Source organism: Azospirillum sp. TSO5, from assembly GCF_003116065.1.
GTDB lineage: Bacteria > Pseudomonadota > Alphaproteobacteria > Azospirillales > Azospirillaceae > Azospirillum.
The window spans coordinates 98,703-115,445 of the sequence record NZ_LGQY01000032.1; the positions used below are offsets into that span (position 1 = coordinate 98,703).

Here is a 16,743-nt window from a genome sequence, read left to right on the forward strand (position 1 = left end):
AATGTCGCCTTTGTTGTGGGGAGCGCTGGGTGCCGTGCTGATCGCGGCGGAACTGGTGATCCCCGGTATTTTCCTGGTTTGGTTCGGTGGGGCGGCGCTGCTGACCGGGCTGGTGACGGCGCTGTGGCGCGACTGGGGGCTGGTCAACGAGGCCGGATTCTTCACCGTCGCCGCAGGCGCGGCCGTCTCGGTCGCCATCATCCTTGCCCGTCGCCGCAACGCATCGGTGGAGGGCAATGCGGAGCGGATCAATGACCGGGCCGGGCAGCTGGTCGGACGCGCGGTGACGCTGAGCGAGCCGATCGTCAATGGACATGGACGGGTGTTCGTCGGCGATACCTTGTGGTCGGTCGAGGGTCCCGATCGGCCGGCAGGTGCGGCGATGCTGGTCGCCGGCCACAAGGGGATGGTGCTGGTGCTTCGCGATGCGGCAGAGGGGCGGTAAGGCCTCGGCTGCGCGGCCAATCTCAGAATTCTGCCAACAAAAAAGCCCGCCTCTCCCCCGAGAGCGGGCTTTTTTGAATGGCTTATCGACCGGTCAGGCGGCGCCGACGTTGCGGTCTTCCTCACGCTTCTTGCCACCCGAGGCGGGCTGGTAGGCCAGCGCGGCGTGTTCCGCGCAATAGGGCATGCCGGGCAAGGCGTTCTTGCCGCAGAAATGGAAATCCTGGTGCTTCGGGTCGCCGACCGGCCATTTGCACATCCGCTCCGTCAGAGCAAGGATGGTGGCGCCGCGCGTCGGCTTCTTCTTGATGGGCGACGGCCGGCCAGACAAGCCCAGGCGATGGGCCTTGCCGATGACCGCGTTGCGGGTGATGTCTCCCAGAATGTCGGCGATCTCGCTCGCGCTCAACCCCTGGGACCAGAGATCCTTGAGCTGTTGAATCCGCTCGTCCGTCCAACTCATCCCCGAGTACTCCCGATCCGGTGTCCGGTTATGCTGTGGCAAACAGGTCACGGTCTAGTGCCGTTTTCCATAAGCCGCAACATTTTGTGCCAGCCGGTGAAGAAGCTACCAGATGACGGCCGCAGACGATAGGGGGGCGCGGCAACATTCCTGTTGATAAGTCCGTGGGCAGACTCACGAGTTCAGCGCGCCATAGACCTCTTCGGCGACGCCGGACAGGGTATCCCGATCGGCTTCTCCGGCGACGGCCAGCGCCAACCCATTGTCCTGCCAATACAAAGCGCGCACACCGCCATCCTGGGCGAAGCGGAACGCTGAACCGGAGGTATTGGGAGAGGGGCGGATATACAACGTAATGCGACGCCCGGCCGCATCCTCGTACATGTACATTGCAACAGGTCCAGCGGAATCGGCCAAAAGCCGCCCGCCGATCAGCTGGTAGCCCCCTCTTGTGACTTTTGGGCAACGCATGTTCTTGCCCAGCCGCTTGGACAGCCAGTTCACCAGATGGGCCTCCTCGTCGACACCAATCTCGACCGGATGGCGGACTTCGACGGAGAAAACGCGATGGGCGGCGACGGCATCGGCGATGAAGGCGGCGGTCAGCGGCTCGGCCCGCCAGCCGACGCGGTCGCGCAGCAGCCAGCCGCCGGCGCCGCCGGCGACGAACATCAGGAGGGAGGCGGCGATCGCCGTACCCCACCAGGCCCCCCTGCCCCGGCGTTGCGGGACCGGAGCGGCATGGTCGCGCGCGGTGAAGGGCGGGGTCAGGCGGTCGGGCAGCGGCTGGTCGATCAGCGGGCCGAAGCTCTGGCCGAGCAGCGAGCGCTGGGCACGGTAACGGTCGAAGCGCTGGGCGATCTCGGGATTGTCGGCAAGGTGGCGCTCGACGTCGGCCAGCCGTTCCTCCGGCAACTCGCCGTCCAGCCAGGCATGAAGCTCGGCCTCGGTCACGGGATTGCGGGTGCCGCTCATCACTTGATCCTCCTGACGACCTGCTGGGTTCCACCGTCCAGCAGGACCCTCAATTTTTCGCGCGCCCGGGCCAGCCGCGACATCACCGTCCCGATCGGCAGTTCCAGAACCTCCGCCACCTCGCGGTAGGACAGCCCCTCCATACCCGTCAGCAGCAGGATGGTGCGGTGCTCGTCGGACAGTTGGGCGAAGGCGCGGACGAAGTCGCGCACCGCCCCGCGGTCGGCCGGCGGGGCGCTCAGCGCCAGATCGTCGGCGAGATCCTCCACCGGCACTTCCGCGCCGCGCCGGCGCCGGCCGCGCTGGCCGGAGATGTGCAGGTTGTGCAGGATCGTCATCAGCCAGCCGCCGAGCTTCGACGGGTCGCGCAAGGCGTGGCGGTTGGCCAGCGCCTTCTCCACGCAGTCCTGCACGAGGTCGTCGGCGTCGGACCGGTTGCCCACCAGGGCTGTGGCATAGCGCCGGAGCCGCGGCACATGCGCGGCGATGGCGCGGTCGTCGATGTCTGGCGGGGTCATGTCGGGTCCGGGCAGGGCGTCGTCACCTGTCATGACGCCCTGCCCTGCCGGTTTATTCCCGCTGCGGCCATGGGATCACTGGCCCGGCGAGGAGAAGCCGGCCTTGCCGTCGAAATTGCTGAGATTCTCGGTCTGGGTGAAGTCGATCCCCGCTTCCGCCAAGCGGCCAAGCAGTTCCACGATGGCGCCATGCTGCACCGGGCCGTGCTGCGACAGGAAGCGGCAGCGCCAGTGGTCGGTGCAGAAGACGTCGGCGTTGCCGTCCGGCCAAACCCGCTGCGAGCGGTTGGAGATGCTGGTCAGCTTCAGCGCGTCGGTCGACAGCGGCAGCACCAGCTCCGCCAGATCGTCGGGCAGCCCGCCAGACCATTGCAGGAAGACGTCGACGCCGACCAGTTCCTTCAGCGCGCGCACGCGCGGGGCCAGCCGGTTGATGCCGTCATAGGCCGGACGCGCTGTCGAGTAGCCGACCGGCGGCATGGTGACCGGGGTCTGGCCCAGCCGCTCCACCACCGCTTCGGCGAAGGCGGCGGTGCCGGCACGAACCCGGCCCAGCCCGCGGGCATAGATGTCGGCGGTGTGGATGCCGTCCTCGATGGTCTTCAGCCACGCATTGTGGATGCGGGCGGCGATGTCGCCCTGGCCGATATGGACCAGCATCATCACCGCGGCCATCAGCAGGCCGGACGGGTTGGCGATGCCCTGCCCGGCGATCATGGGGGCGGAGCCGTGGATCGCCTCGAACATGGCGCAGGTCTCGCCGATGTTGGCGGAACCGGCCAGCCCGACCGAGCCGGTCAGCTGGGCGGCGATGTCGGAAACGATGTCGCCATAGAGGTTCAGGGTGACGATGACGTCGAAGCGCTCCGGCTGGTCGGCCAGACGGGCGGCGCCGATGTCGACGATCATGTGGTCGGCCTTGATCTCCGGATAATCGGCCGCGATCTCGTAGAAGATTTTCAGGAACAGCCCGTCCGTCATCTTCATGACGTTGTCCTTGACGAAGGCCGTCACCTTTTGCCGGTGGTTGGAGCGGGCGAAGTCGAAGGCGTAGCGGACGATTCGCTCCGAACCCGGCCGCGAGATCAGCTTGACCGACTGGATCACGTCGTCGGTCTGGCGATGCTCGATGCCGGCGTAGAGGTCTTCCTCGTTCTCGCGGATGATGACCACGTCCATGCGCGGGTGCCGGGTCCGCACATAGGGGTGGTAGGACACGCAGGGACGGACGTTGGCGAACAGGCCGAGCGTGGTGCGGGCGACCACGTTCAGCGACTTGTTGCCGTATCCCTGGGGCATGGTGATCGGCCCCTTCAGGAAGACCCGCGTGCGGCGGATCGACCCCCAGCCGGCGGCATCCAGACCGCCGGGATGGCCCCGCTTGTAGACGGCCTCGCCGGCCGGAACCTCTTCCACCTTCAGCCGCGCGCCGGCCGCGTTCATCACATATAGCACCGCGTCCGTGATCTCTGGGCCGATGCCGTCGCCGCGTGCGACCGTGACGGGGGTGATATCGCGCATGCACTCACTCCAAGGGGACGCGCGACCGTAGACGCAAACAGGGGCCTTTTTCAATGGTTGGAGGCAGCGACGGATCGCAGCAATCGGTGAACCGCACCCCCGCCCCCGCGGCATGCGCGGGAGCGGGGAGTGCGGCACCGGTCAGTGATGCGCCCCGGCGACGCCGCCGCGGCCGTCGGGCACGCCGATGCTGACATTCTGCATCATGCCCTGGTCCTCGTGGTCGAGGATGTGGCAGTGCAGCACATACTCACCGATGAAGCGCTCGTAGCGGGTACGGACGGTCACCTTGTAGACGCCCTTCGGCGGCTGGTCGGTGGTGAGCGCGCTGCTGTTGTCGCTCTTCACCCAGATGGTGTCCTTCCAAACCCCCTTCATGCCGGCATAGTCGGGATCGCCCGAGCCGGGCTCGCTGACGTCGCGGCCGTCCGGACCGATGATCGAGATGATCTCGAACGGGTTGACGTGGATGTGGAAGGGATGGCTGACGAAGTAGGAGGCCAGTTCCCACTGCTGGGCGGTGCCCAGAACCACCGGCCGGTTGACCACGCTCGGCTGGTAGGCGGCGGCGCCCTTCGGACCATAGGTGCCGTCGGGATTCTCGACCACCTGGAAGCTGTTGGCAACCTGGAACAGCGGGTTGGTGCGCTTGCCCCCTTCCGGCGGCAGGTTGATGAAGAAGGTCAGCTCCTGCTTGGGCTGATTCATCACCTCATGCTCGGTGATCGGCCGGTGGGCGGTGAACTTGGCGAAGCGCGGGCAATAGGGAGTGTCGACCATCGTCTTGGCCATGCAGCGGGCGGTCAGCCCGTCGATGACCTCCTTGGCGACCGATGGCGCGTACTTCGTCGCGTTGACCGACAGTTGGCGGATGGTTTCCTTCACCGGGTCCTTGACCACGCGGTCGCCCTTCACCCGGACGAAGCCGAGCACGCCGGTGGAGGTGGCGGTCTGGTCCGGACTGGCGTTGGCAGCCGCCGGCTTGTTGACGACGCAATAGATGCCGGGTTCGGGGAAGTTGACCAGCAGGTCGTCACGATAGCCCGGCTGCATCGGCACGCTGGTGCGCACCTGCCCCTCTGCCATGGTCAGGCCGTCGGAGGCCGCCAGGATGTAGGGCACCGGCTGTCCGGTGCAGCGTTCCTTGGCGAAGCGATCCTGGTCGGCGGCCGACAGGGTCTTTTCGGCCTGGAAGAAGCCGGTGGGATCCAGCTTGCGGAACTCCACCGTGATGGGGGAGCGGACGCCGCCATGGATCAGGCGCCAGCGCTCGGCCTGCCCGGTCTTGGCGTTGGCGAACATCGGGCGCACGCGGCCGTTGACGGTGGTGAAGCGCCCGGACTGTTCCCAGGTGCCCGGCCCGAACTGCTGGTAGGACACGACCTCGCCCACCTCGCCCGGCGCGCAGCTCCAGTCGATCGAGCCGTCGGACTTGGTCTTCAACTGGCCGTCCTTGGTGCAGGCGTAGGGGATCTGCTCGAACAGCAGGACCCGCTCGGTCATCGCCACGCCCTTGGGGCTCTTCAACAGGGTGTCGAGGTCGCCATTCGCCTCCGGGGTCGGCGGGCGGTCGCCGCGGATGATCAGCGCGCCGGCCATGCCGCTGCCGACCTGCAGAGCGGTCGAGCCGTGGCGGTGCGGGTGGTACCAGAAGGTGCCGGCCGGATGATCGGCCGGGATGTTGTATTCATATTCGAAATCGACGCCGGGATTGATCGACACCAGCACATTGTCGCTGTTGCCGGTCGGGCTGACCCAGACACCGTGGCTGTGCAGGTTGGTGCCGTTGAAGCAGTGCGGCGTGTTGATGTCCGCCGCAGCCTGATTGGCGCAGTTCGGATCGTCCGGCAGCTGGTTGTGCAGCTTGATGCGGACGGTGTCGCCCGGCGTCGCTTCGATGGTCGGCGCGACATAGGGATGGGCGGGATCGACGTTGGTGCCGCGATAGCTGCGCAGCCGCACCGCGTCCGGACGGCCCTGGGCCGGGTTGCGGATGTAGCCGTCGGTGAAGGAGACGAACAGGTCGTAATTGCGCGACTGGCCGGCGTGCGGACGCGCGGTCGCCTGCGGCTGGCGCATCAGCAGCGAACCGACGCGGGGCGATTCGGAATTGGTCAGCACCGGCGGATTGCCGACCGCCTCGCCGGCCGTATCTGGATTGTCCTTCGCCGCCGCCGCGGTTGCCGCCATGGCGGACGGCGCCGCACCCAGCGCGAGGGGCAGCAGCAGGCCGATCAAATATGCATGCCTCATGAATTACTCCCTCTGAAAAGCCTTATGGGAGCCGATATGATTCCTGATAATTGATCTTTTCAACATATATACACGTTATCTCGCATGGGCCGATCCGCCGATGCGGGGGCGTCGATCGGCGCGGCGGATGGAACGTTTGAAACGCCGTGAACCGTTTTCCGGGCGGCGTTCCATTGTTCCACTGCGCTACCGGCGCCGGGTGAAGGCGCCCTGCCCGCCCCGCCGTTCCAGGGCGGAGCCGAGATTGGGGAACGGATCGTCGGGATTGAAGGTCCAGGGATAGACGCCCTTCGGCCCCTCCGCCTCCGGCCGGGCGAGGATCGCGGCGACCGCCTGCGGGTCAGGCGGCGTGCGCTCGCGGATGGCGCCGGGGACGCTGTCGTCGTCGAGAGCGGCGGGCGCGTCGGCTTCCGGGGCGTCTTGGGGGGCGGTTTGGGGTTGGGGGACCAGAGAGTGGGCCGGGGGAGCGGCGGCGTCCTTGCCGTCCCGACTGTCGAGGGCATCGGCCTCCCTGAACAGGCCGAGCCGCTCGGCCAGCCAGCGCACGGTGGAGGGATCGCCGGCTGAGACCAGCCGCTCGATCTGCTCCGTCACCAGGGCGCGCAGCGAGGCGAGCCGAAGGTCCGATTCGCGGTTCAGCGCCTGCCTCTCCCACCAGACGCGATGCCGGAAGGCCTGCGAGCCGTAATAGGCCCGCCACAGCGTGGTGCGGCTGCAGCCCATGGCACGGGCCACCTGCTGGAACGAAGCCCCGCGCGCCAGCATGCCGGCGGCCATGATCCACTGTTCCTCATGAAAGCGCGAACCGGGGACGAGCGAGCCTTCGGGCGGCACCGGCGGCTCCTCGGCCCAGAGCGGGAAGCTGTCGGCGGGGCGGCTGGTGGGGGGCAAGCAATCGGGCATATCCGGGATCGGGTGGGTAGGCGCTCCTATTTCAACAAGACATAAAAGAACTTCTGAGGATAGAAATCATATTGTGGACAAGCCGATAAACTCTGAGTCGGACGAGTTCCAGATCAAAGGCATACTGCAATGCTACACACTGATTTGAGGGGATGCCAAATCCCGATCCTGCAAACACCTCCGCCCTTGGGCTCATTGCCGATCTGATGCGAAAGGGGAACGCTTGGCCGGATCGTCCGCATTGGGATTAAAATGCGGAAAGCCATTGAAAGTCATACGCTTAGAGCAGCGTAGTGCGGGTTTTTCCGCCAATGGCCCAGGGCGCGGCAACCTCGGACTTCTGCCAAGCGCGGGTGCACCTTGCGGGTTGATGCGGATAAAATCTTATTTCCGTCGATTATAACAGGCCGTTACCAGCCATGCACGGAATTTGGAAGGACAGGCTCAAGCTCGTTCCGTTTCCGCTCGTCCATGCCAGCTCCGCGTCGACCTGCTGAGCAAGCATCTCGATCAAGCGAATACCCGAGTTCCGTGTCCGCTGCGCTGGAAGGCCAACCCCGTCGTCTGCCAATCTCATGTGAATTTTCTCGGGCCAAGACGTGTCCAATTCCAGCATAATTTCTCCAATTCCCTTTGGAAATGCATGCTTTGTGCTGTTCGTGATGAACTCATTGGCGATTAGCCCTAGCGAAACAGCAGTTTTATGATCTACATATACCTCAGAGATACAAAATTGAATCGTTATCATTCCTCCAACCCCATGAATGTTAACTGCATTTGTACAGAGGTCCCGTAAATACCCACCCAAGTCCACTGTGGAAACTTGATTGGCTTCATAGAGACGCGCATGAACGAGACGAAGCGCTTCAATCCGCCCGTGCATTTCATCAATGATCCGAAAGGTCTCTTCGCTCTTTGCCTGACTACCTTCAAGAACAAGAAGGCTGGATATGGATTGAAGATCATTCTTTACGCGATGCTGAAGTTCACGCATCGACATTATTCGATGCTCTTCTGCCCGCTTTAGAAGAGAATTGGTGCTTCGCATTGTATTGTAAACATTTGAGAGTTCCTCAAAATCATTTGGCGGCGGCGGCGGCAGTCCCTCTCCCGGCGTTCGCATGGCTTCCGCCACCTGAACCAATTCGGTAATCGACCGGGAAAGGCGACGAGCGTAACGCAACACCAGCAGCGAGGCACCGCCGAGCGCCAGAGCGCTGGCAATGATCGCAACCCACATCGAATGGCGCCGTGGCACATCGAACAGGGAATCCGGTGCAGCGAACGCTACAGCCCAGTCCGCGATCGTGGAGCGTGAAAAAACAAGTGACAGCGGCTCCCCTTCCAAGGCCGGTCCGTTCGCATGTCCGGAAGACGCCGTTACGATGGCTTCCTGCACCCACTCAGGGGCCGGCTTTCCGACTGACTCCGTGGCTGCGCGTGTGCGGGCGACGACGACACCGTTCTGATCGATGATCCCAGCAACCCAGCCATCGGGTATCATCTGATTTTGCAGGAGAGTTTCCCATTTCGACGCGGTGACCACAGCAACGAGAGCGTAACGCTTGCCGTCTCTTGCTTGAGCCGGGACAAGAACCGCAGCGACATGTGCACCCGCAATTGGCCCGTATAACAGACGAGATATCTGCGGTCGGCCTGTATCAATGGCCCTGGTAATCTCCGAAGTGATATCAGCTGCCTTTACCGATGTTCCGTACGGAAATGCAGTACTGAAAACCACGCTTCCATCGGCGTTTCGAAGTGTTACATGGGACCAATAGGGGTGTTTATCTTTGATTGCCTGAGCAATTTGGTAAAGCCGCTCCGGATCTCCATCGACCGCCATCGCTGCTGCAAGCCCCTCCAACGCAGACGTGGTGATGAGCAACTGCTGATCGAGAGCCGTGGCGATGGCTTTCACGGTTAGAGACATCTCCGCTTCGGCGAACTTCCGCTGAGCGTTCATGCTCCAGACCACCAGACCCACAGCAATCAGAGCCATCGCGGCCAACGCGGTAACCACGATGCGGAGAAGGTAGCGGCCGATATTGTGTCGGGCTGATTTGGTCGGGAAAAATCCTGTTAAGTCCGTGTCAACCAAGGTCCGGACCTCCGTTATATGACTTTGAGAGGTAGCGCAGGAATTCTCGACTGCACAGCCCTTCACATATTAATATTTCCAGAAATAAAATTAGGTAAATAACGCATTACGCCGCAGTCAGCTTCCGAGATTGGCTTTTATAACCTTCCACCAATACGGGCGCTGAATATCGCTGAATTTCCTCAAGGTCGCAGTTCCGGCGATGCAACCCAATTGGCCGGAACGGTTGTTCAGCCAAATATTTAGTTTGCAATGGAAGGTTTTTCAGGAAAAAAGAATCTCAACCAATCCGTCCGTCATCGGCACGCCATCGACCACCCGGGTTTGCTCACCGCCCCAACTCCCGCATAGCCCCGTCCAGCCCCTCCAGCGTCAGCGGGAACATGCGGCCTCCCATCAGGCGCTGGAGCAGGCGGGTGCTTTCCGTGTAGTCCCAGTATTGCGGCGGAGTCGGGTTCAGCCAGACCGCCTTGCCGTAGACCGACAGCAGGCGCTGCAGCCACACCTGACCGGCTTCCTCGTTCCAGTGCTCGACGCTGCCGCCGGGATAGACGATCTCGTAGGGGCTCATGGCGGCGTCGCCGACGAAGACCAGCTTGTAGTCGGCGGGATAAGTGTGCAGCACGTCCCAGGTGGACAGGCGCTCGGTGTGGCGGCGGGCGTTGTCGCGCCAGACGCCCTCGTAGACGCAGTTGTGGAAGTAGAAGTGCTCCAGGTGCTTGAATTCGCTGCGCGCGGCGGAGAACAGCTCCTCCACGAGGCGGATGTGGTCGTCCATCGAGCCGCCGATGTCGAGGAACAGCAGCACCTTGATCGTGTTGTGCCGCTCCGGAACCATCTTCAGGTCGAGCCAGCCGGCGTTGTTGGCGGTGGCGCGGATGGTGCCGGGCAGGTCCAGTTCGCTGGCCGCTCCGCTGCGGGCGAACTTGCGCAGGCGGCGCAGGGCCACCTTGATGTTGCGGGTGCCGATCTCCACCCGGTCGTCGAGGTTCTTGAACTCACGTCGGTCCCACACCTTGACGGCGCGGCGGTGGCGGCTCTCGTGCTGGCCGATGCGCACGCCCTCAGGATTGTAGCCGTAGGCGCCGAAAGGCGAGGTGCCGGCGGTGCCGATCCACTTCGATCCGCCCTGATGCCGGCCCTTCTGCTCGGCTAGGCGCTGGGCCAGCGTCTCCATCAGCTTCTGCCAGCCGCCGAGCGCCTCGACTTGCGCCTTCTCCTCGTCGGTCAGGAAGCGCTCGGCCAGCTTGCGCAGCCACTCCTCCGGCAGGTCGGTGACGGGGACCTCCTCGCCGGCTGGGGTGTCGTCGGTCAGGCCCTTGAAGGTGGCACCGAAGACGCGGTCGAAGCGGTCGAGGTTGCGTTCGTCCTTAACCAAGCATGCACGACTGAGATAATAGAAGTCCTCGACGCGGAAGGACGCGGTGCCCTGCTTCATGGCCTCCATGAGCGTCAGGTACTCCGTCAGCGAGACGGGGACGCCGGCCTTGCGCAGATCGAAGAAGAAAGACGTGAACATGGGCGCGGTCCTTCGAATCGGGGTTCCCCCGGGGCGGAGAATACTGCAATGCCCCAGCCGAGAGAACAGCATGAGCCTGCCAAACGCCTCCCTTTCCGGCGCTCCCCTCCTCGATTTCGCGCGCGCGCTGGATTTCGCCGCGCACAAGCACATCGACCAGCGCCGCAAGGGCGTGCGGGCGGAACCCTACGTCAACCACCTGTCGGAAGTGGCCCTGCTGGTGGCGCAGGCGACGGAGGGCAAGGACCATGTCGTGGTGATCGCGGCGCTGCTGCACGACACGCTGGAGGACACCGACGCCAGCTATGAGGAGATCGAGGAGCTGTTCGGCGTCGAGGTGGTGCAGGTCGTCGCCGAGACCACCGACGACAAGCGGATGTCGAAGGCCGAGCGCAAGCAGCACCAGATCGACGCCGCTCCCCATGCCTCGACGCGGGCGAAGCTGGTGAAGCTGGCCGACAAGGTGTCGAACCTGCGCTCCATGGCGCACAGCCCGCCCGCCGACTGGCCGCTGTCGCGCAAGGTCGAGTATTTCGAATGGGCCTATGCGGTGGTCGCGGGCCTGCGTGGCGTCGATGCCCGGCTGGAGGCTCTGTTCGACCGCGCCTATCACGACGGGCTGGCGGAACTGCGCGGCCAAGCAGCGTGAGGGACGGCTTGAGGAAATGAGGGGGTAGGACGGATCGGAGGGAGCGGAATCGGGGCCGGATTGATTTCGCGCAATGCGGCTTCATGACGGAAGTCTTATGGAGAAGGGAATGCCGCCCGTGCCGCTGACGGCCGAGGAAACACGCGCCGAGGAAACTCGCAATGTCCCTTCCGCAAGAAGACTCCACCCTCACCCGTCGCCCCGCCCCCGCGGCCAAACCGGCCGCCTCCTCCCACGCCGAGCCGCATGAGGAACCGGGACGCCATTGGTTCGTCAACCGGCCGAAGGTTTATGCCTCCGACGTGAAGGGCCGGTTCCGGCAGATCAAATGGGCAGCGCTGATCGTCCTGCTGGCGATCTACTACGTCACGCCGTGGATCCGCTGGGAACGCGGGCCGGGAATTCCGGATCAGGCGGTGCTGATCGACATGGTCGGGCGCCGCGCCTACTTCCTGTGGATCGAGATCTGGCCGCAGGAGGTCTATTACCTGACCGGCCTGCTGATCCTGGGCGCCTTCGGCATCTTCTTCGCCACCACGCTGGCCGGGCGCATCTGGTGCGGCTATGCCTGCCCGCAGACGGTGTGGACCGACCTGTTCATGTGGGTGGAGCGCAAGATCGAAGGGCCGCGCACCGCCCGCATCCGCCTGGACAAGGCGCCGATGAACGGGGCAAAGCTGGCGCGCAAGACGGCCAAGCATGCGGCGTGGGTCGGCATTTCGCTGCTGACCGGCGGGGCGTGGGTGTTCTACTTCAACGACGCGCCGACGCTGATGAGCGACCTGCTGCACGGCAACATCACCAGCGGCGTCGCCACCTTCATCGCGCTGTTCACCTTCACCACCTATTTCTTCGCCGGCTGGGCGCGCGAGCAGATCTGCATCTATGTCTGCCCGTGGCGCAGCTTCCAGTCGGCGATGGTCGACGAGGACACCTTCCTGGTCACCTATGAGGACTGGCGCGGCGAAGGCCGCGGGCCGCTGCGCAAGTCGCAGAGCTGGGAGGAACGTCAGGCGGCGGGGCTGGGCGACTGCATCGACTGCAAGCAGTGCGTCCATGTCTGCCCGACCGGCACCGACATCCGCGAAGGCCAGCAGATCTCCTGCATCGGCTGCGGCCTGTGCGTCGATGCCTGCAACGACGTGATGCGGCAGATCGGCCGGCCGATCGACCTCGTGCGCTTCGACACCCAGTCGAACCAGATCGCCAAGATCGACGGCAAGCCGGAGCGGGTGAAGCTGGTCCGTCCGCGCACGGTGATCTACTCGCTGATCATGCTGGTGGTGCTGTGTGCCATGGGCATCGCGCTGATGCTGCGGCCGACGCTGGACGTCAGCGTGCTGCGCGACCGGGCGCCGCTGTTCGTGACGCTGTCCGACGGGTCGGTGCAGAACGCCTACACCATCAAGGTGCTGAACAAGACGCACATCGCCCGCAGCTATCTCGTGACCTTCGACGGGTTGCGCGACGCGCATCTGTCGGTGGCCGGCGATGAAGCTGCCGGCAGCGGCGGCAGCCTGACGCTGAAGGCCGATGCCGACACGGTGGCGACCTACCGGGTGTTCGTGAAGGTGCCGGCGTCGGCGGTGAAGTCGGGCTCGACCGACGTGGCGGTGGTCGCCAAGGACCAGACGAGCGGCGAAGTCGGCAAGCACGCCAGCGTGTTCATGGCGCCTTGAGCGTCGGTTTCCGGGGCTTATCCCCTCTCCCCCCCGGGGAGAGGGTCAGGGTGAGGGGGGTGCACGGCGGGACTTCTACAAAAGTTCTGCATGTGCGTCCCCCTCACCCAGCCCTCTCCCCGGGGGGGAGAGGGTATCCGAGGCGGGAGAGGGCGTGTTTTACGCCCCCGTCACCTTGGTCCTTGTCCGCTTCACCGTCGCCGGGGGCGGGGCGTCGCCGGTGGGGTCGTCCAGGGCGCTCAGCAGGCGTTCCTTGATCTTCGCCAGCTTGCCCTCATGCGTCACCTTCAGGCCGAAGACGTCCTTCACATAGAAGACGTCGATCGCCTTTTCGCCGAAGGTGGAGACCTTGGCCGAGCTGATCTGCAGGGTCAGGTTCGACAGGGCGCGGGTCAGGTCGTAGAGCAGGCCGGGACGGTCGCGGCCATTCACCTCGATCACCGTGTGGGTGGTGGAGGCGTTGTTGTCGATCAGCACGCGCGGCGGCACATGGAAGACGCGCGTGCGGCTGGCTTGGGTGGTGCGGCGGGTCGACAGGTCGTTCAGCGGCTTCAGCTGGCCCGACAGCACCTTCTCGATCATCACCGACAGCCGGGCGAGCTTGTCGCCGCTCTCGAACGCACCGCCGGCGGCGGCGTCCTGGACCGAGAAGACGTCGAGCGCCATGCCGTTGGTCATGGTGAAGATGCGGGCGTCGACGATGTCGGCCCCGCAGGCGGCCAGCGCCCCGGCAAGGCGGGAGAACAAGCCGCTGTGATCGGTGGCGTAGATCGTCACCTCCGTCACCGCCCGGCCGCGGTCGACGCGGGTCTCCACCGTCAGCGGGCGCTGCTCCCGCTCCGCCTCGCGGACGAGGCGGGCCTGATGGGCCAGGGTGTCGGTGTCGAAGGCCAGCCAGTAGCCGGGATAGCCGAGGCTCTTGTGGCGTTCGAACGCCTCGTCGTCGAAGTCGGTCAGTTCGGCGCGGAGCGCAGCCTGGGCCGACTGGATGCGCCGGCCGCGGCCCTCGACGGTCATGCCGCCGGACATCAGTTCTTCGGAGCGGTTGTAGAGTTCGCGGAGAAGCGTGGCCTTCCAGTTGTTCCAGCGCTGCGGACCAACGGCGCGGATGTCGGCAACGGTCAGCACCAGCAGCAGGCGCAGGCGTTCCGGCGACTGGACCAGCGCCACGAAATCGCGGACGGTCTTGTCATCCTCCAGATCGCGCTTGAAGGCGGTGTGCGACATGGCGAGGTGCCAGCGCACCAGCCACGCCACGGTTTCCGTTTCCTCCGCTGTCAGGCCGAGACGCGGGCAGAGCTTTTCCGCCACGCGGGCGCCCAGCACCGAATGGTCGCCGCCGCGGCCCTTGGCGATGTCGTGCAGCAGGACGGCGACGTAGAGCGCGCGCTTCGAGACGACCTTGTGGATCACCTCGGTGGACAGCGGCAGCTCGTCGGCATGCTCGTGCGAGGCAATCTTGTGCAGGATGCCGAGAGCGAACAGCGTGTGCTCGTCCACCGTGTAGACATGGTACATGTCATACTGCATCTGCGCGACGACCCGGCCGAAGTCGGGGATGAAGCGGGCCATCACGCCGGCCTCGTTCATGCGGCGCAGCGTGATCTCCGGATCCTTGGGACCGGTCAGGATGTCGAGGAAGAGGCGGTTGGCCTCCGGATCGTTGCGCAGCTTCGGGCCGATGGCGGTCAGCGAGCGGGTGATGGAGCGCAGCGCCGCCGGGTGGATGTCGATGTCGTTCATCTGCGCGGTGTGGAACAGGCGGATCATGTCGATCGGCTGTTCCTTGAACTGCTTGTCGCTGCGGGCGTTCAGCCGTTCGCCGTCGACGATGAAGCCGTCCACGTCCTTGCGCCGGGCGACGGAGGCCAGACGCAGCAGGTTGAACTTGGGCGGGCGCTTCGATTCGGCTTCCAGCGCGGCGCAGAAGATGCGCGTCAGGTCGCCGACATCCTTGGCGACCAGGAAGTAATGCTTCATGAAGCGTTCGACGCCCTTGGTGCCGGCATGGTCGGTGTAGCCCATGGCGGCGCCGATGCTGGTCTGGACGTCGAAGGTCAGGCGGTCTTCCAGCCGGCCGGTCAGGTAATGCAGGTGGCAGCGCGCGGTCCACAGGAAGTTCTGCGCCTTGGCGAAGCGCTGCGCCTCCTCCGGCGTCAGCACCTTCTTGCCGACAAGCTCGTCGACGCCCTCGACGCGGTAGAGATACTTGGCGATCCAGAACAGGGTCTGGAGATCGCGCAAGCCGCCCTTGCCGTCCTTCAGGTTGGGTTCCAGCACATAGCGGCTGTCGCCCATCTTCTGGTGGCGGGCGTCGCGCTCCGCCAGCTTGGCCTCGACGAATTCGGGGCCGGTTCCGGCGACCACCTCCTTGTCGTAGCGCTTGCGCAGCTCGGCGAACAGCTTGCCCGGACCCCAGAGATAGCGCGATTCGAGGATCGCGGTGCGGATGGTGACGTCGGCCTTGGACTGGCGGATGCAGTCGTCGACGCTGCGCACGGCATGGCCGACCTTCAGCCCGAGATCCCACAGGATGTAGAGCATGTATTCGACCACCTGCTCCACCCGCGGCGTGCGCTTGTAGGGCAGCAGGAACAGAAGGTCGATGTCGGAAAACGGCGCCAGCTCGCCGCGGCCATAGCCGCCGGTGGCCGCCACGTCGAACACCTCGCCGGAGGTCGGGTTGGCGGTGGGGAAGATGAAGCGGACGGTGAAGTCGGCCAGCGTGCCGACCAGCCGGTCGGCGAGATAGCAGTTTTCCCGCACGCACTGCTCGCCCGATCCGCCGGCGTCGAAACGTTGCCGCACCTCCGCCCGGCCGTCGGCCAGTGCCTTGCGCAGGCAGGCGATCAGCGCCGGGCGCAGCTTGTCGCCGGTGCCGTGTTCTGCGACCAGATCCTCCAGCTCCCCCGCCAGCTTGCGGCGGGAGATGATGGCGCGCTTGTTCGGGATAGCGGGCGCGGGCGATTCTGGCGGGGTCGGCGCCTTGGAGCGGGACAGCATCGGTCGGAAAGAACCTCGGCTTCTGGGGCGGCTTCTGGGGCGGCTTCAACAGCGGCGTTCAGGCAATCCGGACCAGCCGCAACGGTCGCACTATAGCGGTAAAGCCTTCAGGTAGCACGCCCGCACTGGAAAACCAGTGCGCCGGGCGGTGCTTGTGCCTGCGGTTGTGACGGCCGTCACAGCGGTACCCGTGTTGCGGGGCCAGACTGGTCCCATACGGAGCGTATTGCGGGAGATGGGCCATGACCGGCCGGACGATCACGAAACGCGCGGCGGGAGAGCCTACCTTGAAGGGGCGGCGGGAGCTGGCGGCGCTGAACGACGCGCTGACGCTGGCCGAACGCGGGCTGGGCCGGCAGACCACGGCGGCGCTGATGGCGCGGCTGCTGCGGGTTGCGGCAATGTTCCCGCGGTCGGTGGACGACACGCTGATGTGGCAGGTGACCGACCTCGTCACCGGCGATGACGTGTCGGACACGGTGAAGCTGTCGCTGATCCGGATGGGATGGGCGTCGATCGTCCAGGCGCAGTACCGGGTGCACGGGCTGCGGATGGTGGAGCGGCGCGGGGTGGAGCGGGCGCAGGCGGCGTGAGGGGTGTCCCTCTCCCGCCCCGGGAGAGGGAAGGGGCCCATGCGCAGCATGGGAAGGGTGAGGGGTAGCGCAAGGAACCATGCGGTTCGGGATTCTCGGAGTCCCCCTCACCCTCCCCGCCT

The 16,743-nt window shown here is 65.1% G+C and carries 13 protein-coding genes; 4 read left to right on the forward strand and 9 right to left on the reverse strand.

What is annotated here, in order from left to right:
- The first annotated feature begins 1 nt into the window (after position 1).
- Positions 2-445 (forward strand): NfeD family protein, encoded by a 444-nt coding sequence (locus TSO5_RS10000; protein ID WP_247870683.1) that lies wholly within the window; start codon positions 2-4, stop codon positions 443-445.
- Between the two features lie 93 nt (positions 446-538).
- Here the strand turns inward: TSO5_RS10000 and TSO5_RS10005 are convergent, their stop codons facing one another.
- The 8 genes from TSO5_RS10005 to TSO5_RS10040 form a co-directional block, all read right to left on the reverse strand.
- Positions 539-907: a GcrA family cell cycle regulator gene (locus TSO5_RS10005; protein WP_109074461.1), complete on the reverse strand. Its 369-nt coding sequence runs from the start codon at positions 905-907 to the stop codon at positions 539-541.
- 174 nt (positions 908-1,081) lie between these two features.
- Positions 1,082-1,882, reverse strand: coding sequence for an anti-sigma factor (locus TSO5_RS10010; protein WP_109151442.1), 801 nt, complete (start codon positions 1,880-1,882; stop codon positions 1,082-1,084).
- The gene (locus TSO5_RS10015; RefSeq protein ID WP_109151443.1) at positions 1,882-2,433 is read right to left on the reverse strand and encodes an RNA polymerase sigma factor; all 552 of its coding nucleotides are present in this window, start codon (positions 2,431-2,433) and stop codon (positions 1,882-1,884) included. The genes TSO5_RS10010 and TSO5_RS10015 overlap by 1 nt, the downstream gene beginning before the upstream one ends.
- 42 nt (positions 2,434-2,475) lie before the next feature.
- Positions 2,476-3,921 (reverse strand): NADP-dependent isocitrate dehydrogenase, encoded by a 1,446-nt coding sequence (locus tag TSO5_RS10020; RefSeq protein ID WP_109074464.1) that lies wholly within the window; start codon positions 3,919-3,921, stop codon positions 2,476-2,478.
- Between the two features lie 141 nt (positions 3,922-4,062).
- Entirely contained in the window at positions 4,063-6,174 is a 2,112-nt protein-coding gene (locus tag TSO5_RS10025; RefSeq protein ID WP_109151444.1) for a multicopper oxidase family protein, read from the reverse strand.
- Between the two features lie 186 nt (positions 6,175-6,360).
- Entirely contained in the window at positions 6,361-7,065 is a 705-nt protein-coding gene (locus tag TSO5_RS10030) for a hypothetical protein (protein ID WP_247870684.1), read from the reverse strand.
- Between the two features lie 409 nt (positions 7,066-7,474).
- Positions 7,475-9,178, reverse strand: coding sequence for a sensor histidine kinase (locus TSO5_RS10035; RefSeq protein WP_109151446.1), 1,704 nt, complete (start codon positions 9,176-9,178; stop codon positions 7,475-7,477).
- 328 nt (positions 9,179-9,506) lie between these two features.
- A complete protein-coding gene (locus TSO5_RS10040; RefSeq protein ID WP_109151447.1) occupies positions 9,507-10,697 on the reverse strand; it encodes a VWA domain-containing protein in 1,191 nt (396 codons plus the stop codon).
- 70 nt (positions 10,698-10,767) lie between these two features.
- On the opposite strand from TSO5_RS10040, the gene TSO5_RS10045 reads away from it, so the two are divergent.
- A complete protein-coding gene (locus TSO5_RS10045; protein ID WP_109151448.1) occupies positions 10,768-11,346 on the forward strand; it encodes an HD domain-containing protein in 579 nt (192 codons plus the stop codon).
- Positions 11,347-11,507: 161 nt separating this feature from the next.
- On the forward strand, positions 11,508-13,025 hold the full coding sequence (ccoG, locus tag TSO5_RS10050) for a cytochrome c oxidase accessory protein CcoG (RefSeq protein WP_109151449.1): 1,518 nt from the start codon (positions 11,508-11,510) through the stop codon (positions 13,023-13,025).
- 159 nt (positions 13,026-13,184) lie between these two features.
- On the opposite strand, the gene TSO5_RS10055 is transcribed toward ccoG, so the two are convergent.
- On the reverse strand, positions 13,185-16,028 hold the full coding sequence (locus TSO5_RS10055) for a [protein-PII] uridylyltransferase (protein ID WP_109151450.1): 2,844 nt from the start codon (positions 16,026-16,028) through the stop codon (positions 13,185-13,187).
- A gap of 242 nt (positions 16,029-16,270) precedes the next feature.
- On the opposite strand from TSO5_RS10055, the gene TSO5_RS10060 reads away from it, so the two are divergent.
- Positions 16,271-16,621, forward strand: coding sequence for a hypothetical protein (locus TSO5_RS10060; RefSeq protein WP_109151451.1), 351 nt, complete (start codon positions 16,271-16,273; stop codon positions 16,619-16,621).
- The last annotated feature ends 122 nt before the right edge of the window (positions 16,622-16,743 follow it).